The organism is Myceligenerans pegani, assembly GCF_014892515.1.
Classification (GTDB): Bacteria; Actinomycetota; Actinomycetes; order Actinomycetales; family Cellulomonadaceae; genus Myceligenerans; species Myceligenerans pegani.
Genome location: NZ_JADBGR010000107.1, coordinates 398,794 through 425,215, shown reverse-complemented (window position 1 = coordinate 425,215; position 26,422 = coordinate 398,794). Strand labels below are relative to the sequence as shown.

Annotated in this window: 19 protein-coding genes; 16 read left to right on the top strand and 3 right to left on the bottom strand. The window is 74.1% G+C overall.

The features are described 5' to 3' along the window. Nucleotides 1-76: 76 nt before the first annotated feature. The 15 genes from IIE03_RS22770 (at nucleotide 77) to IIE03_RS22700 (ending at nucleotide 19,586) form a co-directional block, all read left to right on the top strand. On the top strand, nucleotides 77-1,891 hold the full coding sequence (locus tag IIE03_RS22770; RefSeq protein WP_192865043.1) for an L-lactate permease: 1,815 nt from the start codon (nucleotides 77-79) through the stop codon (nucleotides 1,889-1,891). A 1,466-nt stretch (nucleotides 1,892-3,357) separates the two neighbouring features. Further along, nucleotides 3,358-4,590 carry a hypothetical protein gene (locus IIE03_RS22765; RefSeq protein WP_192865042.1) on the top strand — a complete coding sequence of 411 codons (1,233 nt, stop codon included), beginning with the start codon at nucleotides 3,358-3,360 and terminating at the stop codon, nucleotides 4,588-4,590. Next, nucleotides 4,587-5,579, top strand: coding sequence for an HAD-IIA family hydrolase (locus tag IIE03_RS22760; RefSeq protein ID WP_192865041.1), 993 nt, complete (start codon nucleotides 4,587-4,589; stop codon nucleotides 5,577-5,579). The genes IIE03_RS22765 and IIE03_RS22760 overlap by 4 nt, the downstream gene beginning before the upstream one ends. A gap of 151 nt (nucleotides 5,580-5,730) precedes the next feature. Further along, nucleotides 5,731-6,018, top strand: coding sequence for a hypothetical protein (locus IIE03_RS22755; RefSeq protein WP_192865090.1), 288 nt, complete (start codon nucleotides 5,731-5,733; stop codon nucleotides 6,016-6,018). 3 nt (nucleotides 6,019-6,021) lie between these two features. Next, entirely contained in the window at nucleotides 6,022-7,035 is a 1,014-nt protein-coding gene (locus IIE03_RS22750; protein WP_319643991.1) for a TlyA family RNA methyltransferase, read from the top strand. Further along, a complete protein-coding gene (locus tag IIE03_RS22745; protein ID WP_192865039.1) occupies nucleotides 7,032-7,961 on the top strand; it encodes an NAD kinase in 930 nt (309 codons plus the stop codon). Before IIE03_RS22750 ends, IIE03_RS22745 begins: the two co-directional genes overlap by 4 nt. Before the next feature lies 1 nt (nucleotide 7,962). Then, complete coding sequence (gene recN / locus IIE03_RS22740) at nucleotides 7,963-9,720, top strand: DNA repair protein RecN (protein ID WP_192865038.1); 1,758 nt, start codon at nucleotides 7,963-7,965, stop codon at nucleotides 9,718-9,720. Next, nucleotides 9,717-10,970, top strand: a complete 1,254-nt coding sequence (steA, locus tag IIE03_RS22735) for a putative cytokinetic ring protein SteA (RefSeq protein WP_192865037.1) — start codon at nucleotides 9,717-9,719, stop codon at nucleotides 10,968-10,970. The genes recN and steA overlap by 4 nt, the downstream gene beginning before the upstream one ends. 91 nt (nucleotides 10,971-11,061) lie before the next feature. Continuing rightward, nucleotides 11,062-12,084 carry a copper transporter gene (locus tag IIE03_RS22730; RefSeq protein WP_192865036.1) on the top strand — a complete coding sequence of 341 codons (1,023 nt, stop codon included), beginning with the start codon at nucleotides 11,062-11,064 and terminating at the stop codon, nucleotides 12,082-12,084. Nucleotides 12,085-12,171: 87 nt separating this feature from the next. Beyond that, the gene (locus IIE03_RS22725) at nucleotides 12,172-13,176 is read left to right on the top strand and encodes a hypothetical protein (protein WP_192865035.1); all 1,005 of its coding nucleotides are present in this window, start codon (nucleotides 12,172-12,174) and stop codon (nucleotides 13,174-13,176) included. Next, the gene (gene murJ / locus IIE03_RS22720; protein ID WP_192865034.1) at nucleotides 13,173-14,936 is read left to right on the top strand and encodes a murein biosynthesis integral membrane protein MurJ; all 1,764 of its coding nucleotides are present in this window, start codon (nucleotides 13,173-13,175) and stop codon (nucleotides 14,934-14,936) included. Before IIE03_RS22725 ends, murJ begins: the two co-directional genes overlap by 4 nt. Nucleotides 14,937-15,065: 129 nt before the next feature. After that, nucleotides 15,066-16,742: a CTP synthase gene (locus IIE03_RS22715; RefSeq protein WP_192865033.1), complete on the top strand. Its 1,677-nt coding sequence runs from the start codon at nucleotides 15,066-15,068 to the stop codon at nucleotides 16,740-16,742. 58 nt (nucleotides 16,743-16,800) lie between these two features. Then, nucleotides 16,801-17,601, top strand: a complete 801-nt coding sequence (locus tag IIE03_RS22710; RefSeq protein WP_318843131.1) for an NUDIX hydrolase — start codon at nucleotides 16,801-16,803, stop codon at nucleotides 17,599-17,601. Between the two features lie 88 nt (nucleotides 17,602-17,689). After that, on the top strand, nucleotides 17,690-18,481 hold the full coding sequence (locus IIE03_RS22705; RefSeq protein ID WP_192865032.1) for a DUF4230 domain-containing protein: 792 nt from the start codon (nucleotides 17,690-17,692) through the stop codon (nucleotides 18,479-18,481). Between the two features lie 115 nt (nucleotides 18,482-18,596). Beyond that, the gene (locus IIE03_RS22700) at nucleotides 18,597-19,586 is read left to right on the top strand and encodes a hypothetical protein (RefSeq protein ID WP_192865031.1); all 990 of its coding nucleotides are present in this window, start codon (nucleotides 18,597-18,599) and stop codon (nucleotides 19,584-19,586) included. A 103-nt stretch (nucleotides 19,587-19,689) separates the two neighbouring features. Here the strand turns inward: IIE03_RS22700 and IIE03_RS22695 are convergent, their stop codons facing one another. Then, on the bottom strand, nucleotides 19,690-20,733 hold the full coding sequence (locus IIE03_RS22695) for a hypothetical protein (protein WP_192865030.1): 1,044 nt from the start codon (nucleotides 20,731-20,733) through the stop codon (nucleotides 19,690-19,692). Nucleotides 20,734-21,013: 280 nt separating this feature from the next. Between IIE03_RS22695 and IIE03_RS22690 the strand changes: the two genes are divergently transcribed. Further along, nucleotides 21,014-23,416, top strand: a complete 2,403-nt coding sequence (locus IIE03_RS22690) for a glycoside hydrolase family 48 protein (protein WP_318843130.1) — start codon at nucleotides 21,014-21,016, stop codon at nucleotides 23,414-23,416. Nucleotides 23,417-23,595: 179 nt separating this feature from the next. Here the strand turns inward: IIE03_RS22690 and IIE03_RS22685 are convergent, their stop codons facing one another. Both IIE03_RS22685 and IIE03_RS22680 read right to left on the bottom strand, forming a co-directional pair. Next, complete coding sequence (locus IIE03_RS22685) at nucleotides 23,596-24,588, bottom strand: COX15/CtaA family protein (RefSeq protein WP_192865028.1); 993 nt, start codon at nucleotides 24,586-24,588, stop codon at nucleotides 23,596-23,598. A 197-nt stretch (nucleotides 24,589-24,785) separates the two neighbouring features. After that, nucleotides 24,786-26,417, bottom strand: coding sequence for a S8 family peptidase (locus IIE03_RS22680; protein ID WP_192865027.1), 1,632 nt, complete (start codon nucleotides 26,415-26,417; stop codon nucleotides 24,786-24,788). Between the last annotated feature and the right edge of the window lie 5 nt (nucleotides 26,418-26,422).

Sequence of the window (26,422 nt, the reverse complement as noted above, 5' to 3'; positions counted from 1 at the left end):
ACTGCATGGACTGTTTTTTCCGATATTCGAAAACGTTCGCGGATCGACCCGGCAACGGCGCCGGACTGGAGCCACCATGAACCTCGGCGTACTCGCACTGCTCGCAATCCTCCCCATCCTCGTCGTCGGCGCTCTCCTGATCGGGCTGCGCTGGTCCGCCCGGAACGCGATGCCGGTCGGCCTCGTCGTCATCGTCGTCATCGCGCTGACCGCCTGGCAGATGCCGGTCGTGACCGTCGCGGCCTCGGTCGTCCAGGGCCTGCTCATCGCGATCGGGCTGCTCTGGATCATCTTCGGCGCCCTGCTCATGCTCGAGACCATCACCAAGTCCGGCGCGCTCGCCTCGATCCGGGCCGGATTCACGTCGATCAGTCCCGACCGGCGTGTCCAGGTCATCATCATCGCCTGGCTCTTCGGGTCCTTCATCGAGGGTGCCGCCGGATTCGGCACGCCGGCCGCCGTCGTCGCGCCCCTGCTGCTCGCCCTCGGCTTTCCCGCCATGGCCGCCGTCATGGCCGGGCTCATCATCCAGTCCACCCCGGTCAGCTTCGGCGCCGTGGGCACCCCGATGCTCACCGGCCTCGGGACCGGCCTCGCCGACGCCGACGGCACGCCCGTCGCCGCCGTCGCCGCCCGCGAGAGCGCCCTGGGGCTGGACCACCTCGGCTTCGTCGCGCACACCGCCACCCAGGTCGCCACGCTGCACGCGATCGCCGGCATCCTCATCCCGCTGTTCCTCGTCACGATGATGTGCGGATTCTTCGGCGAGAAGCGCAGCTTCCGCGCCGGCCTCGCAGTCTGGCCGTTCGCCGTCTACGCGGCGCTCGCGATGATCGTGCCGTACGTCGTCGTGGCGTACCTGCTCGGGCCGGAGTTCCCGGCGATGCTCGGCGGCTTCGTCGGGCTCGTGCTCGTGATGTTCACGTCCTCCAAGGGATTCCTCATGCCGAAGGACGTGTGGGACTTCCCGCCGCGGCAGCGCTGGTCCGACCGCTGGATGGGGACCGTCGACCCCGCCACGGAGGCCGCGGGCCTGACGCGGAAGATGTCGCTGCCGCTTGCCTGGACGCCTTACGTGGTCGTCGCGCTGCTGCTCCTGCTCACCCGGAACATCCCCGCGATCAAGGACTTCCTCACCGGGCCCGCCGTGCTCGAGGTCCAGGACATCTTCGGCACCGGGATCGGGCAGAACATGGACCTGCTGTACTCGCCCGGCGCGATCTTCCTGCTCGCCTGCCTGATCACCTACGTGCTGCACCGGATGAAGCGCGAGCAGATCGCAGCCTCGTGGAAGGTGGCGGGCGGCCAGCTCGGCGCTGCCGCGGTGGCGCTGGTGTTCGCGTTGCCGCTGGTGCGGATCTTCATCAACTCCGGCCCCGACCACAACGGGGCCGGGCTCGACTCCATGCCGATCACCCTGGCACAGGCGGCCGCGGACCTGGGCGGACAGCAGTGGCCGCTGGTCGCGCCGTTCATCGGTGCGCTCGGGGCGTTCGTGGCCGGGTCCAACACCGTGTCCAACATGACGTTCGCCCAGTTCCAATTCGCGACCGGGGTGAACATCGGCGCGTCCGCCCCAGAGACGGTCGCCGCGCTGCAGGCCGTGGGCGGGGCCGCCGGCAACATGGTGACGGTCCACAACATCGTCGCGGCGTCCGCGACCGTGGGCCTGGTGGGGCGCGAGGGTGACCTCATCCGGAAGACCGTGATCCCGATGGCCTACTACTGCCTCACGGTCGGGGCCGTCGGCTACCTGTGGATCTTCGGGTTCGGGTGGAACTCCGGGTTGTTCGTGCTGCTGGGGGTGATCACGGCGCTGGTCCTGACGGCGGTCCGGTTGGTGCGCAAGAAGGACGCCTGGAACCCGGAGGTGATGCGGCTGCGTGCTTGAGCGGGTCCCGGGGCGGTCGCCCGGCTCCGAACCGTGGTCCATAGCGGTGGGTGCGGATCACACCGGGAAGGGGGCGGGGCGGCCGGGCGGGTGCGGTGGCGCGTGGGAGAATGGAGAACGCATCTGCCGTTGAGAGGACCACAGTGAACGATTCGCCCCGTGAGCAGGGGAACGACCGCGAGGGCAACCGATCCGGCCGCCACGACGAGGGGCGCCGAGGCCCCCGCCGGGACGGCAGGGGAGACGGTGACCGGCCGCGCCGTGACGTCGGCGGCGACCGGCGTCGCGACGAGCGCGGCGACGGCCGGCGCGACGGGTTCCGCCGCGACGACCGCGGGCGTGACTCCGGGGACCGGCGCGACGGCGACCGCCGGGGAGGGTACGGCGGACGCGACGGCGGATTCCGCGGCGACGACCGTCCCCGGCGCCGGTACGACGACGACCGCGGGCCGCGCCGCGACGACCGGGACGCTCGCCGGGACGACCGCGGCGGCGACCGTGGCTACGGCGACCGTCCGCGGCGGGGGTACGACGACGGTCGTGGCTCCCGCCGGGAGGACGGTGGGCAGGGGGAGAGGCCGCGCCGCGACGTCGGCGGCGACCGGCGCCGTGACGACGACCACCGCGGCGGATTCGGCCGCCGTGACGACGAACGACGCCCGTACGGCGACCGGGGTCCGCGCCGGGACGGCCGTGACGGCAGCCGCGACACCCGCGGCTACGGTGACCGCCCATCGCGCGACGACCGGGGGCCCGGCAGGGGTGACGGCGGCCGCGGCGACCGCGGTGGCTACGGCGCTCGCCGGGAGGGCTTCCGCCGGGACGACCGCCGCGACGATCGCGGCTACGGCGACCGTCCGCGGCGAGGGTACGACGACCGTGGCCCCCGGCGTGACGGAGCCGGCTACGGTGACCGCCCCCGCCGCGACGTCGGCGACGATCGCCGCCGCGACGACCAGGGTTCCGGCGGCCGAGGCTTCGCCGGCCGCCCTCGGCGCGACGACCATGGCCCCGGCGATCGGGGCGGGGACGCCGACCGGCGTGGCGGCTTCCGCCGTGACGATCGAGGACACGGTGGCGGATCGCGCCCCGGCTACGGGACCGAGGGCGACCGCCGAGGCGGGTCCGACCGTCGCGACCGCGGATTCGGCGAGGACCGCCGGGGCTCTCGGGACGACCGCGGGCCGCGCCGGGACTTCCGCGACGACCGGGGCTCGCGCCCGGACCACCGGAGCGAGGGCGACCGGCGAGGCGGGTTCCGCGGCCGTGACGACCGCCGCTCCGGCGACGACCGGCAGGGCTTCCGGGACGACCGCGGGCCGCGCCGGGACTTCCGCGACGACCGCGGTCCCCGGCGGGACGACCGCCGGGACGGCGACGACCGTGGCTTCCGGGACGACCGGCGCAGGGACGACCGGCGCGACGGCCGCCCCGACCGGATCCCCGACCCGGAGATCGCCGAGGACGTGGAGATCGGCCAGCTCGACCGCGAGGCACGCGCCCGGATGCGCGGCCTCGGCAAGGACAACGCGGAGCGGGTCGGCCTGCACCTGATCATGGCCGGGCGCCTGATCGACGTCGACCCCGAGACCGCCTACCTGCACGCCCAGGCGGCCGTGCGCCGGGCGGGACGGATCGACGTCGTGCGGGAGGCCGCCGGCCTGACCGCCTACCGCACCGGGCGTTTCGCCGAGGCGCTGCGCGAGCTGCGCACCGTCCGGCGGCTCAACGGCAGCTCGGAGCACCTGCCGCTGATGGCCGACGCCGAACGCGGGCTCGGCCGGCCCGAACGCGCCATCGCGCTCGCCGCGACGCCCGAGGCGGAGACCCTCGACGCGAGCGGGCGCACGGAACTGGCGATCGTGGTCTCCGGGGCGCGCAGCGACCTCGGCGAGCACGACGCGGCCCTCGCCGTGCTCGACAAGATCCCCGCCGACGAGGCCCAGGGCGACCTCGGGCTGCGCGTGCTGCAGGCCCGCGCCGTCGCGCTGGAGGCCGCGGGCCGGCCCGACGAGGCCGCGGCCGTGCTGGCGGACGTCGACCCCGAGGCGCTGGCGCGCGCGACGGGCGCCGAGCCGCCGGAGGAGGACGTCGTCGTCTACGACGTCTACGACGAGGAGGCGGACCTCGAGGAAGCCGCGGTCCTCGACGACGGTGCGGATGAGCCGGCCGTCGACGAGGAAGCGGCGGCGGACAGCACGGACCTGGACACCGCCGACGAGGGCCTCCTGGACGAGGACACGGCCGTCGGCGACGTCACGGACGAACTGGCGGTCGACGAGGACGCGGTGGAGGACGCCGGCGACCTCGACGGCACGGACGAGGGCCTCCTCGACGAGGAGGCCGCCGGCGAGGAGCCCGCGACGGCGGACGAGACGGCGGATCGTCAGGAACGCGAGACCGAGGGCGCCTTGCCGGCCGCCGGCGCGACGTCGGCCGGATCGGCCGCCGGGTCGGAGCCTGCCCCGGGGGCCGGCGTGATCGCCGGCGAGGAGGGGGACGTCGTCGACATCCCGGACGACGCGCCCGAGCCGTCCGAGGCGGAGATCGAGGCCGAGGTCGCCGAGATCCTCGCGGAGGCGGGGATCGACGACGAGACGGACGGCGCGGACGAGGCGACCGGCGTCGTCCCCGAACCGGCCGAGCCGCGGGACGCCCCCGCCGGCGAGGCCGGGACGACGCGGGGACCCGTGGCATGAGCGGGCTGATCGCCAGCTCGGTCCCGCTGGCCGAGGCGTACGATCTCGCGCTCGTCGACCTCGACGGGGTGGCCTACCGCGGGCACCTGCCGATCGAGCACGCCGCGACGAGCCTGACCACGGCACGGGCGGGCGGTATGCCCCTCGTGTTCGTGACGAACAACGCGTCCCGGGAGCCGGAGGAGGTCGCCGCGCAGCTCACGGGGCTCGGCATCCCGACCGACGCCGACGAGGTGATGACCGCCGCCCAGGCGTGCGCCGCGCTCCTCCGCACGCGGCTCGAACCGGGTGCGAAGGTGCTGGTCGTGGGCGGCAAAGGGCTGGTCACGGCGGTGCAGACGGCGGGATTCGAGGTGGTGGCCTCCGCGGACGACGATCCGGACGCCGTCGCGCAGGGGTACGCCCCGAACCTCGGGTGGGAGGACCTCGCCGAGGCCGCGTACGCCGTCGGGCGGGGCGCGTGGCACGTGGCGAGCAACCTCGACCTGTCGTTGCCGACGGCGCGCGGGTTCGCCCCGGGCAACGGCGCGCTCGTGGGCGCGGTGACCGCGGCGACCGGCGTGCCGCCGTCGAGCGCGGGCAAGCCGGGGCCGGACATGTTCCGGATGGCGGTGGAGCGGGCGAGGGCGTCGCGCCCGCTGGTCATCGGCGACCGGCTCGACACGGACCTCGCCGGGGCGCGCGCCGCGGGCTACCCGGGACTGCACGTGCTGACCGGGGTGTCCACGGCCCGGGACGCGGTCCTGGCGGGCCCGGGCGAGCGCCCGTCGTTCCTCGGGACCGACCTGCGCGCGCTGCTGGAGCCGCATCCGGTGCCCGTGCGCGACGGCGGGTCCTGGGTGTGCGGCGCGGCGTCGGCGCGGGTGGAGGACGGCGTGCTGCGGCCGGGGGCCGGCGAGGGCGTCGACCTCGTCCGCGCCGCCTGCGCGGCGGCGTGGGCCGCGGCCGACGCGGGGGAGCCGGTGACGACGGTGCCGGACCTTCCCTGACGCGTGGGTCCCGTGAGGCCCGGCCCGGCCGCGAGGGCTGTGTCGGCGTGTGCCTGGCCGGGCGTGTCAGGTACGGCAGGTACCGTGTAGTCGCGGTGTTGTCGCAGCATTTCAGCCCGATATCTCAGTCCGATGCGGAGAAGGTGACCGAGTGACCGAGTCGTACGATGCCGCGTCCGGCGGCTGGGACGTGGAGGAGCAGGCGTTCGCCGGCGCCCCCGTGGTCGGCGGGGGCCAGGCGGTCGAGCCGGGCGCGGGGGACGACGCCGTGCGGGCGCACCCCGGCGACGGCGCCGGCCCGGGTCCTGCCCCGGAGGCGGTCGTGGAGCGGGCGCTGACCGCGCTGGACGGGCTGGAGGAGCTTCCGCCCGCCGAGCACGTGCAGCGGTACGAGCAGGTGCACGAGGCGCTGCGCGCCCACCTGAGCGGCGACGCCTGAGGCGTGGTGACGGTGATGACGGCGCGGGCCCGCGTGGACGCCGAGCTGGTCCGCCGCGGCCTGGCACGCTCCCGGCGGCACGCCGCCGAGCTCGTGGCGGCGGGCCGGGTGTCGGTCGACGGCCGGCCGGTGGCCAAGCCGTCGGCGGCGGTCGCGGGCGAGGCGGGCGTGTCGGTGTCCCCCGGAGACCCGGGCGAGGCCGAGTACGCCTCGCGTGCCGGGCTGAAGCTCGCCGGCGCGCTCGACGCCCTGGCGCACGAGTCGCGCGGCACGTACCGTCTCCCTGCCGCGAGCGGCGCGTCCGCCGGTCACGGCGGGTCCGCGGCCCGCGACGGGTCCTCGGGACACCGCACGCCCGTCGTCGCCGGTGCGTGGTGCGCCGATCTCGGCGCGTCCACCGGCGGGTTCACCGACGTGCTCCTGCGCCGCGGGGCCGGGCACGTCGTGGCGATCGACGTCGGGCACGGGCAGCTCGTGGAGCGGCTGCGTGAGGACCCGCGCGTCACGGTCGTCGAGGGCAAGAACGTCCGTGACCTGACCCTCGCGGACCTGGAACGGGCACCGGACCTCGTCACCGGCGACCTCTCGTTCATCTCCCTGACGCTCGTGCTGCCGGCCGTCGCCGCCGTCCTGCCGCCGCACGGGAACGCGCTGCTGCTGGTCAAGCCCCAGTTCGAGGTGGGGCGCGGACGGCTCGGGCGGGGCGGTGTCGTGCGGGATCCGGCACTGCACGCCGAGGCGCTGACCACCGTCGTCCGCGCGGCCGAGGACGCGGGCCTGCGCCTGCGCGCGATCGTCCCGAGCCGGTTGCCGGGCCCGAGCGGGAACCGTGAGTTCTTCGTCTGGCTCGCGGCCGACGCCACCGCGCCCGCCGCGGACGGCGGCGAACTCGCCGGCGCCGTGACGGCGGCCGTCGTCCCCGAGGCCGCGGTCCCCGACGATTCCGGCTCTGCCGATTCCGGCCCGGCCGAACCCGGCCGGGCCGATCAGGGCCCCGGCGATCTGGAGCAGGCATGACACGACGGGTGCTGATCGTGACGCACGGCGGGCGGCCCGCGGCCGTCGCGGCGACCACGGAGGCGGTGCGCGAGCTCAAGGCGGCGGGCTTCGAGCCCACCCTGCACGACGACGCGCTCACCGAGGACTTCGGCGACCACATGGACGTCGCGCGGCTGCGCGAGGGCGTCACGGAGTCCGAGTTCGTCATGGTGCTCGGCGGGGACGGCACGATCCTGCGGGCCGCCGAGCTGACGCGCGGCACCGACGTGCCGCTGCTCGGCGTGAACCTGGGGCACGTCGGCTTCCTCGCCGAGTCCGAACGGGAGGACCTCCACGCGGCCGTCGAGCGTCTCGCGGAGCGGGACTACACGGTCGAGAAGCGCGCGTGCGTCGGGGTGGACGTGCACCTGCCCGACGGCGGCGACGTCCTGTCCGGCTGGGCGCTCAACGAGGTGACCGTCGAGAAGGGCCTCGGCGGGCGCATGCTCGAGGTCGGGGTGAGCGTGGACGGGCGGCCGTTGTCCTCCTTCGGCTGCGACGGCGTGGTGATGTCCACGGCCACCGGGTCGACGGCCCACGCCTTCTCCGGCGGCGGGCCCGTGATCTGGCCCGACGTCGACGCCGTGCTGTTCGTCCCGCTCAGCGCGCACGCCCTGTTCGCCCGCCCGCTCGTCGTCGGCCCCCGGAACGAGATCGGGGTGCGGGTGCTGCCGACGTCGGCCGTGCCGGGCGTGCTCACGTGCGACGGGCGGCGGCGGATCGACGTCCCGCAGGGATCGAACGTGCTCGTGCGCCGCGCCGGCGAGATCCGGCTGGCCAGGCTCAGCCAGGCCCCGTTCACCGACCGGCTGGTGTCGAAGTTCGACCTGCCCGTCGCGGGCTGGCGGGAGCGGGCGGTACGGTCTGATCCGTCCGGACAAGTTTTCGAGCGTGGTGAGGAGTGACGTGCTCGAGGAGATCGCTATCGAGAACCTGGGCGTCATCCGCGGCGCTCGCGTGCCCCTGTCCGAGGGGTTGACCGTCATCACCGGTGAGACGGGCGCGGGCAAGACGATGGTGCTCACGGGGCTGAACCTGCTCATGGGCGGGAAGGCGGACCCGCAGTCGGTGCGCCCGGGCGCCGACCGCGCCGCCGTGGAGGGCCGGATCCGCGTGTCGGGGCACCCCACGGCCGCGGCACGGGTGGACGAGGCAGGCGGCGAGCTCGAGGACGACGGCACGGTCGTGGTGCTGCGCACCATCGCCGACGGCCGCTCCCGTGCCCATCTGGGTGGCCGCGCCGTCCCGCAGGGCGTCCTCGCGGAGATCGCGGACGACCTCGTCACCGTGCACGGTCAGGCCGAGCAGCTGCGGCTGCGCACGAGCGCCAAGCAGCGGGACGCGCTGGACGACTTCGCCGGGCCGGTCCACCAGCGCGTGCTCGCCGAGTACCGGACGGCCTGGGCGGAGCGCGCCGGACTGCTCGCGGAGATCGCCGAGTCGGAGGCGAAGGCCGCCGAGCGGGCCCGCGAGGTGGAGCTGCTGCGCATCGGGCTCGAGGAGATCGAGCGGGTCGATCCGCAGCCGGGCGAGGACGCGGAACTGGCGGCGCTGATCGAGCGGCTGTCGAACGCGGAGGCCCTGCGCGTCGCGGCCGGCGAGGCGCACCAGGCGATGGCCGGCGAGGACGACTCGGGCGCGCAGCAGAACGCGATCGCCCTGGTCGAGGCCGCCCGGCGGGCGCTGGAGGGTGGTGCGCAGTCCGACCCCGCGCTGGGCGAGCTGGCGACCCGGTTCGCCGAGGTCGGGTACCTGATCAACGACCTCGCCACTGACGTCGCCGCCTACCTGGACGACCTCCAGGCCGACCCGGGCGGACTGGAGACCGCGCACGCGCGCATGGCGGACCTGAACGGCCTGACGCGGAGCTACGGCGAGACGATCGACGACGTGCTGCAGTGGGCGAGCGACGCCGGCCTGCGGCTTCTCGACCTGGACGACGGCGGCGACCGCCTGGACTCCATGAAGCGACGCGTCGCCGAGCTCGACGCCGAGCTGGACCGCCTCGCGGGCGACCTGACCGAGACGCGCACCGCGGGAGCGGCGGAGCTCGCGGACGCCGTCACCACCGAGCTGCACGGCCTGGCGATGGGCGGCGCGCACCTCGAGGTCACCGTCGCGCCGGCGGACGCGCTCGGGCCGTACGGCGCCGACCAGGTCACGATGCTGCTCGTGCCCCACCCGGGCGCCCCGCCGCGCCCGCTGGGCAAGGGGGCGTCGGGCGGTGAGCTGTCCCGCGTCATGCTCGCGCTGGAGGTGGCGCTGGCCACCTCGCCGCACAAGCAGGAGGCCGGGTCCGCCGCCGCGGCGCTGCGGCGGACCTTCGTGTTCGACGAGGTCGACGCCGGCGTCGGCGGACGAGCCGCGGTCGAGGTGGGCCGCCGCCTCGCGCGCCTGGGCCGCACCACGCAGGTGATCGTCGTGACGCACCTGGCGCAGGTGGCGGCGTTCGGCGACGCCCACCTCGTGGTGACGAAGTCGGCCGACGGCGCACCCGGCGGCGACGGGGACGGCGACGGCATGATCACCGTCACCGGCGTGCGCGAGGTCACGGACGAGAACCGCGTCGTCGAACTGGCACGGATGCTCTCGGGCCAGGAGGACTCCGCCACGGCCCGGCAGCACGCGCTGGAGCTCCTGGAGTCGTCGGTCGTGGGACGATGAGGGCGATGAAGCTCATCCTGACCCGGCCCGGTCCGCACGACACGGGGCGGACGGCCCCCGGTGGTCCCGCCGCCGGATCCGCGCGCGCCGGGAGGCGGGCCGACCCGGGCGGGCCCGTCACGGGGCCCGCCCGCGTCGGGAGGCGGACGAAGGAGCTCACCGGCCGCCTGTGCCCGGGCGACATCGCCGTCATCGACCACGCGGACATCGACCGCGTGGCCGCCGACGCGCTCGTGGCCGCGCAGCCGGCCGCGGTGCTGAACGCGGCGCGCTCCATCACCGGCCGGTACCCGAACACGGGCCCCGCCATCCTCGTCGAGGCCGGGATCCCGCTGATCGACGACCTGGGCCCGGCCGTCATGGCGCTCGCCGACCGGGCCCCGCTCGAGATCGTCGACGGCCAGGTCATGGCGGGCGGTGAGGTGATCGCCAAGGGCGACCGCCAGGGCGCGGCGTCGCTGGAGGACGCGATGGCGGCCGCCCGCGAGGGGCTGTCGGTCGAGATCGAGCGGTTCGCCGAGAACACCATGACCTACCTGCGCCGCGAGCGGGATCTCCTGCTCGACGGCGTCGGCGTGCCGGCGATCCGCACCAGGATCGCCGGGCGTCACGTGCTCATCGTGGTGCGCGGCTATCACTACCGCGAGGACCTCGCGATGCTGCGGTCCTACGTCAAGGAGAACCGCCCGGTCCTCATCGGGGTCGACGGCGGCGCCGACGCGATCATCGACGAGGGCTGGAAGCCCGACATGATCGTCGGCGACATGGACTCCGTCTCCGACCACGCGCTCGCCAGCGGCGCCGAGATCGTGGTGCACGCCTACCGGGACGGCAAGGCGCCGGGCCTGGAGCGGGTGCGGGAGCTCGGCGTCGAGCCGGTCGTGTTCCCCGCGACCGGCACCAGCGAGGACATCACGATGCTGCTCGCCGACGACAAGGGCGCCGAGCTCATCGTCGCCGTCGGCACGCACGCCACCCTGGTGGAGTTCCTGGACAAGGGGCGCGCCGGGATGGCGTCCACGTTCCTCACCCGGCTGCGCGTGGGAGGCAAGCTCATCGACGCCAAGGGCGTCTCCCGGCTGTATCGCACCCGCATCTCCAACACGCAGCTCACGCTCCTGTCCCTGGCCGGGGTGTCGGCCGTGCTGGCAGCCCTCGGCGCGACGTCGGCCGGGCAGACGTTCTTCGGCATCCTGGGCGCGCGCTTCGACGACTTCTGGTCATGGCTCGGTAGCCTGTTCGGCGGCTGACCGACACGTCGTTCAGCCACCGTTCACCGACCCCCGTCGCGCCGCGGGCTCCTGTCCGGCGCACGCACCGAATGAAGGACCTTCACCCCTCGTGATCGATTTCCGCTACCACCTCGTCTCCCTCATCTCGGTGTTCCTCGCGCTCGCGGTGGGGATCATCCTCGGGGCGGGGCCGCTCCAGGGCGCGCTCGGCGAGACCCTCACCCGCCAGGTCGACACGCTGCGCGAGGAGCGCAACGTGCTGCGTGCCGAACTCGACGACACGAGCGCCAGACTCGCGGCCGACGAGGCATTCCTGGTCGCCGCCGCACCCCGGCTGCTGGAGGGGACGCTGACCGGTCGGCGCGTCGCCGTCGTCGGCCTCGGTGACGTGCCCTCCGGCGTGCGATCCGGCGTGATCGACCAGCTCGAGGCGGCCGGGGCCGACGTCGTCGTCAGCGCGACACTGCCCGAGAACTGGACGGACATCGAGGAGGAGGCCGCCCGGACCACCGTCGCCGACGGCCTGCGCGCCCCCCTCGCCGAGGCCGGCGTCGAGACGGACGAGGACGACCCGATCGCCACGCTCGGCTCGGCCGTGACGCTCGCGCTCACCGGTACCGAGTCGGCCGGAGGCCGCAGCGCGGCCGCCCTGGACCTCGAGCAGCAGCTCGACACCTTCGGACTGCTGCGCACCGCCGACGAGCAGAGCCTCCCGGCGAACGCCGTCGTTCTCCTGTCCGGCACGGCCGAGACCGTCGTCGCGGGAGACGTCGAGACGGAAGCCGCCGACGAGGTGGACGGCGGCGACGAGGCGGGCGACGCGGAGACCGCCACCGTCGAGCTCGCGAACCCGCGCTACGTGGGCGACGTGTGGACGGCCGTGACCCTGGGCGTCGAGCAGGTCGCGGGGACGGCCGTGCTCGCCGGACCCGGCACCGGCGGCAACGAGGTCGTGCAGCGGGTACGGTCCGACGACGACCTGTCGCGCGAGGTGAGCACGGTGAGCGAGGTGACCCAGCTGGCCAGCAGGATCACGGTGCCGCTGGCGCTCGCCGCGGCACTGACCGGGAACGTGGACCACTACGGGCCGGAGCCGGACACGGCCGTGCTGCCGCCCGTACCCGAGGAGTGACGCCGCCGTAGGGTGTGGCGGACGGCACGCGCCGGGGCGGAACCCGAGGACGCGGCGACGAGAACACTGACGCGAAGGAGCACTGCCATGGGGACTTTCCGGTTCGTGGCCGCCGCGCTGGCCGCCGGGGCGACGACGGCGTGGGCGCGCGGACGACTCGAGTCCGCCGTACGCTCGGGCGAGCTCAAGCGGCTGCACGAGAAGGTCGCGACGCCCGAGGCGTGGACCCGCACGAATCATCGCGGCGAGCCCATCAGCCTGCTGGAAGGGCCGGCCGTGGCGGCAGGCCTCGTGGCCGGGGCGATCGCGGCCGGTGGTTCCGCGGCCGGCCCCACCGCGTTCGCGACCGCCGCGGCCGGGGCGTTCGGCGTGATCGACGACGTCGCCGAGGACACCGGCACCGCCGCGAAGGGACTGCGCGGGCACCTCGGCGCCCTCACGCGCGGCCAGGTCACCACCGGCGGGCTCAAGGTGCTGGGCATCGGCACGTCCGCGCTGGCGGCGGCCGCCGCCGGGACACCGCGCGGCGGCGGCACGCTCGGACGGACCGCCGACGTCGTGATCAACGGCGCGCTCATCGCCGGCACCGCGAATCTCGTCAACCTCTTCGACCTGAGGCCCGGCCGCGCCCTGAAGGCCGCGACCGTGGCGAGCCTCGCGGCCGCCGTCGCCGCGGGCGCCGGAACCCCCGGCACGCAAGCCACGCCGGGGGTGAGCGCGGTCACCGGAGCGCTGCTCGGCGCGGCGGCCGTGGCAGCCCCCGGCGACCTCGGCGAGCGCGACATGCTCGGCGACGGCGGCGCGAACGCCCTCGGCGCGCTCGTCGGCGCCCAGCTCGCGTTCGGGGCCCCGCGCGCGGTACGGCTCGCGGCGCTGGCGGGCGTCGTCGGGCTGACGCTCGCGTCCGAGCGGGTGAGCTTCTCCCGCGTCATCCGCTCCACGCCGTGGCTGCACCGGATCGACATGCTGGGCCGGCGACCGGTCCCCGAGTCGCTCCAGGCCGGCAACGCGGCGGCCGCGCCCTCGACACGAGGCGGGACGTCCCCGGGCGCGACGAGCCCGGCCGACGAGAATTCCGGCGCGACGCCTTGACGAGATCGGGCCTCGCGCGGGCCGCGCTGCTCGTCACCCTGGTCACCCTGGCGAGCCGGATCGTCGGGTTCGGCCGCTGGCTCGCCCAGGGCTACTGGGTCGGCAACGGCACGTTCACCGACGCCTTCAACGCCGCGAACCTGCTGCCCAACGTCCTGTTCGAGGTCGCGGCCGGCGGGGCGCTCGCAGGCGCCGTCGTCCCCCTCGTGTCGGGGCCGCTCAGCCGCGGCACCCTCACCGGCGAGGGCACCGCCGCCGCCCGCGAGCAGGCGTCCCGCTCCGCCTCGGCACTGCTCGGATGGACGCTGGTCGTGCTCGTGCCCGCCGGGGGAGTGATGGCGCTGCTGGCCGGCCCCCTCGCGAACTGGCTGGTCGACGACCCGCTGACCGACGTCGTCGCCGCCTTCCTGCGCGTGTTCGCCGTCCAGGTGCCGATGTACGGCATCGCCGTCGTGCTCGGCGGGATGCTGCAGGCGCACAAACGGTTCTTCTGGCCCGCGTTCAGCCCGCTGATCTCCAGCGTCGTCGTCATCGGCGTGTACTGGGGCTACGCGGCGCGGCTGCCCGAGCGCGGCGCCCAGGACCTCGGCGACATCCCCGCCCGCGCGCTCGACTGGCTCGCCTGGGGGATCACCGCCGGCGTCGTCGCTCTCGCCCTGCCGCTCGTGCTCCCCGCGCTGCGCACCGGCCTGCGGCTGCGGCCCACGCTCCGGTTCCCCGACGGCGAGGGCCGGCGCGCCGCCCACCTCGCGTTCGCCGGGGTCGGCGCGCTCGTGGCGCAGCAGCTCGCGCTCGTCGTCGTCATGAAGGTCGGCACCGACCTGGGCGGCTACACCACCTGGCTGTACGCCTACAACGTGTACCTCCTGCCGTACGCCGTCCTCGCGTTCCCCATCGCCACCAGCGCGTTCCCGCACTTCACCGACCACGCCGCGGCCGGCCGCCTGGGCGACCTGCGCGGCCTCGTCGCGAGCACCACCCGGACGCTCCTCGTCGTCGCCGCGGCCGGCGTCGCCGCCCTCGCCGCCGCCGCGCCCGCCGTGGAGACCGTCTTCGACCTGCTCGTCACCGGCGACGCCCCCGGCATGGCCTCCGCCCTCGCCTGGATGGCGCCCGGGCTCGTCGGCTACGCGCTCGTGCTCCACCTCTCCCGCGCCCTCTACGCCGTCGACCACGGCAGGGCCGCGGTCGTGGCCACCGCAACGGGCTGGGGGGTCATGGTGCTCGGGCTGCTCGCGACCTGGGTCGCGTTCGGCGGGCCGGGCGGCGAATCCGCGGGTGACTCGTCCGGATCGCCCGGGGCGCCGTCGTCGTCGGCAGGGTTCCTCGACGGCCTCGCGGTCCTCGACGGCGAACGGGGGCCGGGCCTGGTGCTCGGCGCCCTCGGCGTCGCGGGGACCCTCGGCATGACCGTCGCCGGTGCCGGGCTGCTGATCGCGGTGCGGCGCCATCTCGGGCGCGCGGCGCTCGCGGGGACGGGCCGGACCGGGCTCGTGCTGGCGGCGGGCACCGCGCTCGGCGCGCTCGCCGGGTACGGCGTCGGATACCTGCTGCGGCCGCCGGGCCAGAGGATCGACCCGGGATTCGTCGCGTACCCCGGCGGCGACCGGCCGTTCGTGGCGGGGGAGTTCCTCGCGGCACTCGGGTCCGGCCTCCTGGCGGGCGTCGTGGCGGTCGTCGTCGTGCTGGCCCTCGCGGCCCTCGCGGACTCCGGCCTCCGTGCCCGCCTGCGCGCGTGGGCGGGCCGCGCGGGCCGCTGAGGGCGGTGGCCGGCACCGCCGCCGTCGGCGCTGCGGCCTGCGGAGCCGGAGCGGTGTGACAGGAACTACGCGACTTCTTCGCGCGTTTTCCCCGGGCGGACCGGCCGATGACGGGTAGGCTGGAGTTCCGTGGTCGATCCCGTGAACAGACAGCTCCCGAACCGCCTCGGCTCCCGCTCCGCGACGACGAAGCACATCTTCGTCACCGGAGGTGTGGCCTCGTCGCTTGGGAAGGGGCTCACCGCCTCCTCGCTCGGCCGGCTCCTGCGATCGCGTGGCCTCCGCGTCACGATGCAGAAGCTCGATCCGTACCTCAACGTGGACCCGGGGACGATGAACCCGTTCCAGCACGGCGAGGTGTTCGTCACCGAGGACGGCGCCGAGACCGACCTCGACATCGGGCACTACGAGCGCTTCCTCGACGTGGAGCTGCCGGCCTCCTCGAACGTCACCACCGGCCAGGTGTACTCGCACGTGATCGCGACGGAGCGGCGCGGCGACTACCTCGGCGACACCGTGCAGGTGATCCCGCACATCACCGACGAGATCAAGCGCCGCATGCGCGACCAGGCGTCCGAGGACGTCGACGTGATCATCACCGAGATCGGCGGCACGGTGGGCGACATCGAGTCGCAGCCGTTCCTCGAGTCGGCGCGCCAGGTGCGGCACGAGCTCGGCCGCGACAACGTGTTCTTCCTGCACGTCTCGCTCGTCCCGTACATCGGGCCGTCCGGCGAGCTGAAGACGAAGCCCACGCAGCACTCGGTGGCCGCGCTGCGCAGCATCGGCATCCAGCCCGACGCGATCGTGCTGCGCGCCGACCGCGTGGTGCCGGAGTCGGTGAAGAACAAGATCGCGCTGATGTGCGACGTCGACAACGAGGCCGTGGTCAACGCCGTCGACGCGCCGAGCATCTACGACATCCCGCGCGTGCTGCACGCCGAGGGCCTCGACGCGTACGTCGTGCGCCGTCTCGACCTGCCGTTCCACGACGTCGACTGGGACGGCTGGGCGCAGCTCCTGGAGCGGGTGCACGGCCCGGACCACACGGTGGAGGTGGCGCTCGTCGGCAAGTACATCGACCTGCCGGACGCCTACCTGTCGGTCACCGAGGCCCTGCGGGCCGGCGGCTTCGCCAACGACGCCAAGGTCACGATCCGCTGGGTCGCGGCCGACGAGTGCCGCACGCCGGCCGGCGCCGAGTCGTCCCTGGAAGGGGTCGACGCCGTGCTGGTCCCCGGCGGCTTCGGCGTGCGGGGCATCGACGGCAAGGTCGGGGCCCTGCGCTGGGCGCGCGAGCACCTCGTGCCGACCCTCGGTATCTGCCTGGGCCTGCAGTCGATGGTCATCGAGTACGCCCGCAACGTGCTCGGGTTCGACGACGCGTCCTCGACCGAGTTCACCCCGGACTCGTCCCACCCGGTGATCGCGACCATGATCGAGCAGAAGGCCATCGTGGAGGGCGAGGGCGACCTCGGCGGCACCATGCGCCTCGGCTCCTACGAAGCCCACCTCGTGCCCGGGTCCGTGACCGCCAAGGCGTACGGCACCGAGCGCGTCGCCGAGCGGCACCGCCACCGGTACGAGGTGAACAACGCCTACCGCGGCCAGCTGGAGGAGGCCGGCCTGGTGATCTCCGGCACGAGCCCGGACGGCACGCTCGTGGAGTTCGTGGAGCTCCCGGCCGACGTGCACCCGTACTACGTGGCGACACAGGCGCACCCCGAGTTCAAGTCCCGCCCGACGCGTTCCCACCCGCTGTTCGCCGGCCTGATCGCGGCCGCGCTCGAACGCCAGGGCGCCTGAGCCGGTGGAGTTCTTGAGAGACGAGCACACGAGGCGGCCGGAGCCGCTGGAACCGGACGTGAGGTTTCCCTCCACGGGACCGATCCCCTGGGCCGTGCCCGAGCCCGCCCGGGCGGGAGCGGAGCCGTCGTCGACGACGCGGGACCAGCCGGCGTCGTGGGCGGACGCGCAGGCCGGACAGCCGGGCGGGACGGCGTCGGCGGCGTCGGCGGCCCCAGGACCGGACGGGCCGCGGCCGGGCCTCATCGGCGACGTCGTCGACCCCCGGCCCGCCCGCCGCCTCGACGTGCCCTTCCAGGGGCGCGTCGTCGACGTGGCCGTCGACGAGGTGGACCTGGGGAAGGCCGGCGTCGTGCGGCGCGAGTACACGAACCATCCCGGTTCGGTCATCGTCGTGGCGCTCGACGACGACGACAACGTGCTCCTGCTGCGCCAGTACCGCCACCCGGTGGGAGCGTTCCTCTGGGAGCTGCCCGCCGGCCTGCTCGACATCGACGGCGAGGACCCGCACATCGCGGCCGCGCGCGAGCTCGCCGAGGAGGCGGACGTGCACGCGGCCCGCTGGGAGGTGCTCGTCGACCTGCTGCCCTCGCCGGGCGGCAGCAACGAGGCGGCCCGCGTCTACCTGGCCCGCGACCTCACGCCGGTGCCCGAGCCGGAGCGGCACGTCCGCGAGGCGGAGGAGGCCGACATGGTGGCCGTCCCCGTCCCGCTGGAGGAGGCTGCGGCGCTCGCACTGGCGGGTCGCCTGCACAACGGCCCGACGGTCGCCGGCATCCTGGCGGCGGCCATCGGCAGGGCGAGCTCGTGGCGCACCCTCCGCCCCGTCACGTCCCCGTGGGAGTACCGCCGCAACTGACGGCCGGGAGCAGATGTCCGTCACTCCCGCTACCGTTTGTCTCTGGAGTGAGACAAGTCCGACTTGTGGAACGGTCAAGGGGGAGCGGATGAGGATCGAGACGGACGACGCCGACGACGACACGGCCGACGACACCGCCGCGACCGACCCGGCCGGGCGGCCGTCGTCGGGCACGGAGCACAGGGCGAGGCGGCGGATGCCCGCGTGGGTGGCCGCGACGCTCGGCGGGATCGCGGGGTTCGCGATCGCCGCCGGGATCGTGGGCGGGGTACTGGCGGGGTTGAAGGACGAGTTCCGGGACGCGTTCGTGCGGGTGCTGCTGGAGAACCTGAACCCGTTCACGACGTCGCAGGTCGATCGCTCGACCGAACCCGTGCTGCTGGGCATGCGGGACCTGGCGCGGTTCGTCGCGGCCGAGGCGGAGTACGAGGTGCTGGTGGACCTGGAGCAGGACGTGAGGTACCTGCCCGGGTGGCTCGCCGGATCGCGCCTGGTGCTCGTCGTGAACGGGTCGGTGGAGTCGTACGTGGACTTCTCGGACCTGGACCCCGGCGCGATCGAGGTGTCCGACGACGGCACGGCCGTCACGGTCACGGTGCCCGAACCGGAGCTCTCGGACCCGCGCGTCGACCTGGGGTCCAGCCACGCGCTGAGTGAGGACCGAGGGCTCGTGGACAGGATCGGCGACCTGTTCGAGAGCAACTCGGACGCACGCCAGGAGGCGCTCTCCCAGGGGTCGGAGAAGATCGCGGCGGCGGCCGAGGAGTCCTCGTTGACCGAACGGGCCCGCGAGAACACCACGAAGACGCTGGAAGCCCTGATCGAGTCGTTCGGCTACGAGACGGTGACGGTCGAGTTCGAGGAGCGGGAGGCGAGCTGACGGCGGTCACGTCCGCATGCCTCGTCCGCTGCGCGGCGCCGGGCTCCGTCACCGGGCGGGTGGTATCAATCCGGACGGGTTTATCCCGGGCGGTGCGCTGCGCTACTCTTCCGCGGTGACCAGCGAACCGGACATGCTTCCTCCTGTCTCGTCCCTGCCCGCGTGGCTCGTTCCCTCCGTGTACCTGAACTGGTCGGAGGACTGGCTGCGTGAGGCCGTGGCCGTCGCCACCGGCGGAAACGAACACCTGCTGCCCCGCGGCGCCGACGGCCCGCAGCGCGGCGACGTGGTCGTGACGGTGGTGGGATCGGACCCGGGCATCGTGGCATCGGTGGAGCTCATGGGCACCACCCAGGGCGAGGACTGGATCGCCGACGAGCTCTTCGGGCCGGACAAGCCCGTGCTCTGGGACGACCTGTTCAGCGGGGCCTCGGCGTACGCGCGCTCGTCGGGCTGGCTGCCGCAGGAGCACGCCCGGCTCGTCCTGGACGGCATCGCGGGGCAGTTCCGCAACGGCGCCTCCGGCACGCTCGAGCCCGGCGACTGCGAGACCGGGCAGCTCTCGCCCAACCTGCACGTGCTGCGCCTGCTGGGCCATCGCCGCATCACCGGCGCCGACCTGCGGCACGAGGAGCGCTGCTACTCGTGCGAGCAGTTCGTCGACGTGACGGAGCTGCGCCCGCACGACGACGGCGCCCGTGCCGCCGCCCAGGAGGGCGCCGCCCCGCGCGACCTGAACCGGCTCATCACCGACACGTTCCTCGTGTGCGACCCGTGCCACGAACTGCTGCACCCCCACGCGATCGGCGCGCAGCGCGCCCGGATGCGCCCGGCGTGCCCGTCCTGCCACTCGCGCGGCACCGCGAAGCGGATCGTGTGGAACGAGGCGATCCACGACGAGATGCACATGCCGCACGACGTCGTCTACGGCGGCTTCGACGTGCCGGTCCCGACGCCGGAGTGGTACTGCCCGCAGTGCCACGCGAACTTCGCCACGGGCGTGGTCGGCACGCGCGCGCTGGGTGGCGCCTCCGCGATCCCGCCCGCGCCGGTGGACCTCGACGTGGCCCCGCCCGTCGAGGTGTCGTCGATGCCGGAGATCTGACCGGGAGATCGACGTCCCGGACCGTCGCCGACGAGGCGGATCCGGAGGAGTTCGGCCATGGCCCGCCGAGTTCCTCCGGATCCGCCTCGTCGTGCTCGCGGAATCAGGCCCGGGCGGCCTCGCGGGCCGCGAGCACGGCCGTGACCGCCCCGGCCGCGTAGAGCAGGTACTGCGTCGTCTCGACCACGCGGTGTGACAGTGGCAGATCCACGAGCGTGAACACGTTGATCATCGAGCCGATCGACAGCACGGCCAGCGCGCACAGCATCGCCGCGCCGGTCCACCCGGCGGCGGGACGCCCGCGCCCCACGAGCCAGAGGCCGGTCAGCGTGGCGACCGCGGTGAGCGCGCTGATCAGCAGCGAGACGAGGTAGATGCCGATCTCGCCCGGGAACTGCGTGGTGATGCCGACGGTCAGGACCCCCTCGCCCAGGAGCACGCACGCCAGGCCGATCACGGGCGCTCGGCGCCCGAGGTCCGTCGCCACGCCGCGCCGGTCCGCGCGGGCCGCGATCAGCGCGAGCACGACGGCGCCGGCGGCGAGCACGAGGGCGACGACGGTGTAGGCCGTCTGGGCCATGATCGCCGGCCTGGCGTCCCAGAGCACCTGGATCACGCCGATCACGGCGAGGACGAACAGCTGTGCGCCGGTCACGGCGGCGGCCGCGATACGGACGGCTCCCGAGCCGGCCGCGCGGGGATGCAGGCCGGAGGCACCCGCGGCGAGCGTCATGGTGGCCGCCGAGCCGCCGATGGCCAGCACCCAGAACACGTTGTCGGTGCGGAACGCGAACGGGTCGAGGTCGATCCCGACCCGCAGGAACGTGAGCACCACGGGCGCCCAGGCCGCGACTGTCAGGAGCACGACCGTGACGGCGGGCCAGGCGCTGCCGCCGCGCAGCGGGGCTTCGCCGGTGTCCCGGCCGACATCACCCGCCGCGCCGTGGCCGGCCGCAGGAGCGCCGCCGTCGGGGGCCGCGGGCGCCGGAGACGCATCGCCCGGAGGTGCCGTGCCGGCATCGGCCTCCCGTGTCTCGGGCCCCGGCTCCACGCCGAGCAGCGCGCGCTCGTCGGCGCGGGCAAGACGTTCGTCGCCACGGTCCCCGCCGGGCGTCTCGGGTGTCGTGCGACCGGCGTTGTCCGTCATCGTGCTCCGCGTGTGGTTCCGTCCTACCCAGGCCTCGCTCACTCTACAGCGGTACCCGGACATCGCGGGCGGAACCCGGCTCGCGCCGCCCGGAGCGCGCGGCTGTGAAACGGTTAACGCCGTTGTTGTCGGGGCGTGCTGTGCCGGACCGTCGTCCAGGCGCACGCACCGTCGCGGGCGCCGCGCCGATGGCGCAGGACCCAGGAGGGCAGCAATGATCCGAGAACCGAACCGGAGACGATGGCGGCGGTCCGCCGTCGCTGTCGGTACTCTCGCCGCGGTGACCTTCGCCGCCGCGGGCGCGACGGCGGCGGGCGTGGAGAGCACGCGGACCGGCGTCGCGCAGGGGACGTCGACATCGGTGGAGGAGGCCCGTGCGCTCGCGGGACCCTATGCCGACCGCTTCCTCGAGATGTACGACAAGATCAAGGACCCGGCCAGCGGCTATTTCTCCGATCAGGGCATCCCGTACCACGCGGTCGAGACCCTCATGGTCGAGGCGCCGGACTACGGCCACGAGACCACGAGCGAGGCGTACTCGTTCTGGCTGTGGCTGGAGGCGTCGTACGGCGAGCTGACCGGCGACTGGGCCCCGTTCAACGACGCGTGGGACACGCTCGAGGCGTACATGATCCCCACGACGGAGAACCAGCCGACCAACGGCGCGTACAACCCGGCCGACCCGGCCACCTACGCACCCGAGCACGGGCACCCGAGCGAGTACCCGTCGCAGCTGGACAGCGGCGTCTCGGTGGGTACCGACCCCATCGCGGACGAGCTGAGCACCACGTACGGCACCGACGAGATCTACGGCATGCACTGGCTCGCGGACGTCGACAACGTGTACGGGTTCGGCGCGGCGCCGGGCTCCTCGGAACTGCTGGGCCCGGACTACGAGGGCACCAGCTACATCAACACCTTCCAGCGGGGCGAGCAGGAGTCGGTGTGGGAGACGATCCCGCAGCCGTCGATCGACGACTTCTCCTACGGCGGGCCGAACGGCTACCTGGACCTGTTCACGGGCGACGCGCAGTACGCCCAGCAGTGGAAGTACACGAACGCGCCCGACGCCGACGCCCGGTCGGTCGAGGCCGTCTACTGGGCCAAGAAGTTCGCCGCGGCCCAGGGCGCCGAGGGGCAGATCTCCGGCACCGTGGACAAGGCGTCGAAGATGGGTGACTACCTGCGGTACTCGTTCTTCGACAAGTACTTCAAGGAGCCGGGCTGCGAGTCGCCGTCGTGCCCGGCGGGCTCCGGCAAGAGCTCGGCCCATTACCTGCTGTCCTGGTACTACGCCTGGGGCGGCGCGCTGGACACCAGCAGTCCGTGGGCCTGGCGCATCGGGTCGAGCCACGCACACTTCGGCTACCAGAACCCGATGGCGGCATGGGCGCTGTCCAACGACCCCGACCTGATCCCGGCGTCGCCGACGGCGGAGTCGGACTGGGCGGAGAGCTACGACCGGCAGATCGAGTTCTTCCAGTGGCTGCAGTCCGCCGAGGGCGGCATCGCCGGCGGTGCCACCAACTCGGTGGGCGGTGACTACTCGGCGCACCCGGCGGGGACGCCCACCTTCTACGACATGGCCTACGACGTGGCCCCGGTCTACCACGACCCGCCGTCGAACCAGTGGTTCGGCATGCAGGGCTGGGGCGTGGAGCGCATCGCGCAGATCTACCACGAGACCGGTGACGCCCGCGCCGAGGCGATCCTCGAGAAGTGGGTGCCGTGGGTCATCTCCGAGATCACGGTCACGGACACGGACTGGTCGATCCCGGCCACACTGAGCTGGTCGGGCGCGCCCGACACCTGGAACCCGAGCAACCCGGGCAGCAACTCCGGGCTGCACGTCGAGGTGACCGAGCACGGCCAGGACGTCGGCGTGGCGGGTGCCATCGCCAAGACGCTCACCTACTGGGCGGCGGCCTCCGGCGACCAGCAGGCGGCCGACACCGCCGGCGCCCTGCTCGACGCGATCTACGAGCAGAACACCGACGCCCTGGGCGTGTCCACCGTCGAGACCCGCGGCGACTACGAGCGGTTCGACGACGTCTACCAGGGTGGTTCCGGTGACGGCATCTACGTGCCGAGCGACTGGAGCGGCACCTACCCGAACGGCGACGTCGTCGAGCCGGGCGTCTCCTTCCTCGACATCCGCTCGTTCTACGAGGACGACCCGATGTTCGCCGAGGTGCAGCAGCACCTGGACGGCGGTCCGGAGCCGCAGTTCCGGTACCACCGCTTCTGGGCGCAGACCGCGGTGGCCACGGCGTTCGCCGAGTACGACCGCCTGATCGCGGACCCGCGGGACCCGGATCCGTCGCCGACGCCGACGGACGACCCGACCGAGGACCCGACGGAGGATCCCACGGAGGACCCGACCGATCCGGCGTCCGCGTGCACGGCCTCGCTCACGGTGGTCAACTCCTGGCAGGGCGGCTTCCAGGCCACCGTCCGGGTCACGGCCGACGAGGCGATCGCCGGCTGGTCGACGTCGTTCGACCTCGCGCCGGCCACGTTCTCGCAGGGCTGGAACGCCCAGTTCAGTACGTCGGGCTCCCAGGTGACGGCGTCGGACGTCGGCTGGAACGGCACGCTGTCGGCGGGCGGTTCCGCGGAGTTCGGCTTCCTCGGCAACGGCAGTCCGCCGTCGTCGACGGCGGTCACCTGCACCCCGGAGTGACCTGACGGGCCGGACGTCCGGAGACGCCGGGGAGGGGTTCCGGACGTCCGGAGCGAGATACGGACCGGGGCGGTGGGTCAAGGACCCGTCGCCCCGGTCTTTCGGCGCACGGGGCGGCGGGCTCGGCCCGGGACAGGTCGTCGAGGCGCTGGGGGCGAGGCCCCGAGCCCGGATGCGGGTTATCGCACCCGGGTCGTGAGGAACACGCGCGTGGTGCCCGCGATCAGCAGGGCGGCGCCCAGCATGTGCAGGCCGACCAGCAGGATCGGCAGGCCGGTGAAGTACTGGACGTAGCCGATCGCGCCCTGCGCCAGCGTGATCGCGACCAGCAGCCACGCCGCGCGGCGCGCGCGGGCGAGATCACCCGCGGGCCCGTCGCCGGCCCGCTGCAGCACGACCAGGTAGGCGGCCAGCACCAGCAGGAACGCCCACACGGCGACCGCGTGCGCCCGCGACATCGCCGCCGGATCGAGCGCCAGCCGGTACCCGACCTCGGCGTCGCCGGAGTGCGGCCCGGCGCCCGTGGTCAGCACGCCCAGCACGACGACGACGGCGGTCAGCGCCGCGAGCGCCCAGGCCAGCAGGCGCGCGGGCGCGGGGACGACCACGCGTGGCGGCCCGTCGCTCTCGCCGCTGCGGTGCAGCAGGTACAGGGACAGGGCCACGAGTGCGCCGGAGACGCCGAAGTGCAGGGACACCCAGCCGGGATGCAGGTCGAGCAGCACGACGACACCGCCGATCACCGCCTGCGCGATCACGCCGAGCCCGGGGACGAGCCCGAGCAACCGGTAGCTCCGCGTCCGGGACGTGTCCGAGATCATGACCAGGAACACGGCGAGCGCGATGATGCCGAGCACGCCGGTCAGGGTGCGGTTCCCGAACTCGATGTACGGGTGCAGGCTCGTGGCCTCGTGGAACGCCGGGGTGAACTGCCCGGGTTCGCACTCGGGCCAGGTGGAGCAGCCGAGACCGGACTCGGTGAGGCGCACGGCGCCGCCGGTGACGATGATGCCGATCTGCCCGATCAGGTTGGCGAGGAGGACCGCGCGGCTCCAGCGGGGCAGGCGGGCCAGGAGGCGGGCGGCGAGGCTCGCGCCGGGGGTGGTGCGGCCGGCGGGTACTGCTCCGGCCGGTGCGTCGTCGGGGGCGGCCTGCGTGTCGGGCGTGCTCACGACGTCAACGGTAATGCCCGACGGCGGCCGCCCGGGTTGCGGACGGTCGCCGTCGGGCGTGGTACTGGTCACGCCGGTCTGAATCGCCCGGGGTGGTGCCTGGTGCCTGGTGCCGGGCGCCCGGGGCCCCGGGCTCCTCGCTCCCGGAGCGCGGGTGGTGTCCGCCGGACCCGTGGGTGGGTCCGGCGGACACGGTGTCAGAGCGCGAGGCTCCAGGAGTCGATGTAGCCGGTGTCCCACGTCGCCGAGTCGTGCACGCGCAGGACCCAGGTGCCGTCGGCCGGTTCGCCGCTCACGTCGACCGTGTAGGTCTCGGTGATGTCGTTCGCGCTGCCGCCGGACCGCTCACGCAGGGTGAAGACGGTGCCGTCCGGCGAGACGAGCGAGACCGTGAGGTCGCCGACCCAGGTGTGGACCACGTCGACGTCGACCGTCGCCGTGCCGCTGGGGTTCTCGCAGCCGGAGACGGTGATCGGCGACTCCGAGGTGGAGTGGTCGTCGATGTCGACGTCGCTGCCGTTCGTCCCGGAGCAGCCGGGCTCGGGCTCGGGGTCCGGGTCCGGCGGGGTGCCGGCCTCGTCGCCGACGTAGAGCAGGGCGTCGGGCGAGCCGGAGCCGCGGTTGGTGACGACTCCGGTGGTGGCGTCGGCGACGAGCTGGTCGCGGACCTGCTGGGGCGTGTACCCCGGGTTGGCGCCCAGGACGAGCGCCGCCCCTCCGGCGACGTGCGGGGTGGCCATCGAGGTGCCGGAGATGGTGTTCGTCGCGGAGTTCGACGTGTGCCAGGCCGACGTGATGTCCGAGCCCGGCGCGAAGATGTCCAGGCACGACCCGATGTTCGAGTACGACGCGCGGGCGTCGTTGCTCTGGGTGGCACCGACGGTGATCGCCGCCGGCGTCGAGGCCGGGGAGGTGTTGCAGGCGTTGGCCCCGTAGTCGTTGCCGGCGGCCAGCGCGTAGGTGACGCCGTCGGCGATGGAGTCGGCGACGGCGTCGTTGACGGCCTGGGAGAAGCCGCCGCCGAGCGACATGTTCGCCACGGCGGGCTCGCCCGCGGCGTGGTCGGCGGTGACCCAGTCGATGCCGGCGATGACGCCTGCGTAGGTGCCGGAACCGGCGCAGTCGAGGACGCGGACGCCGACCAGGTCGACGTCCTTGGCGACGCCGTAGGACGATCCGCCGACCGTGCCGGCCACGTGGGTGCCGTGGCCGTTGCAGTCGGTGGCGTCGCCGTCGCCGTCGACCGTGTCGGTGCCGTGGACGGCCCGTCCGCCGAAGTCCTGGTGGGTGGTGCGGATGCCGGTGTCGATGACGTACGCGGTGACGCCGGACCCGGAGTTCGGGTACGTGTAGGAGTCGTCCAGGGGGAGGTCGCGCTGGTCGATGCGGTCCAGGCCCCACGACGGCGTGGGCGCCTGCGTGCCGGTGGCGTGCACCACCTGGTTCTGCTCGACGTAGGCGACGGCGGGGTCCCGGCTGAGCTTGTTCGCCTGGCCGGGCGACATCGTCGCACTGAAACCGCGGATCGCCGTCTTGTACGACTCCTTGACCGTGCCGCCGTACTTCTTGACGAGTCCGTGGGCCTTGCCGTTGACCTGCTGGATGCCGACCTCGGACTCGTCGAGCACCACGATGTACTCGCCGGGCACGGCGTCGGGGGAGTCGGCCGCGAGGATCCGCGGCGTGTCGGTGGGCGGCGCCGCGGCGGCGACGCCGGGCGCGGCCAGCGCCGGTGCGGCGATGACGGCGAGTCCGGCCGCGGTCGCGGCCCATCGCCTCGCGCGAGGGTTCCGGCGTGCGCCGGGGTCGTGTGGGGTGACGCGCTTCATCTTCT

Excerpts from the sequence above, each read along its gene's own strand:
- IIE03_RS22770 (WP_192865043.1), top strand. The coding sequence starts at position 77 with ATGAACCTCGGCGTACTCGCACTGCTCGCAATCCTCCCCATCCTCGTC.
- IIE03_RS22760 (WP_192865041.1), top strand. The coding sequence starts at position 4,587 with ATGAGCGGGCTGATCGCCAGCTCGGTCCCGCTGGCCGAGGCGTACGAT.
- IIE03_RS22745 (WP_192865039.1), top strand. The coding sequence starts at position 7,032 with ATGACACGACGGGTGCTGATCGTGACGCACGGCGGGCGGCCCGCGGCC.
- steA (WP_192865037.1), top strand. The coding sequence starts at position 9,717 with ATGAGGGCGATGAAGCTCATCCTGACCCGGCCCGGTCCGCACGACACG.
- IIE03_RS22725 (WP_192865035.1), top strand. The coding sequence starts at position 12,172 with ATGGGGACTTTCCGGTTCGTGGCCGCCGCGCTGGCCGCCGGGGCGACG.
- IIE03_RS22705 (WP_192865032.1), top strand. The coding sequence starts at position 17,690 with ATGAGGATCGAGACGGACGACGCCGACGACGACACGGCCGACGACACC.
- IIE03_RS22695 (WP_192865030.1), bottom strand. The coding sequence starts at position 20,733 with ATGACGGACAACGCCGGTCGCACGACACCCGAGACGCCCGGCGGGGAC.
- IIE03_RS22680 (WP_192865027.1), bottom strand. The coding sequence starts at position 26,417 with ATGAAGCGCGTCACCCCACACGACCCCGGCGCACGCCGGAACCCTCGC.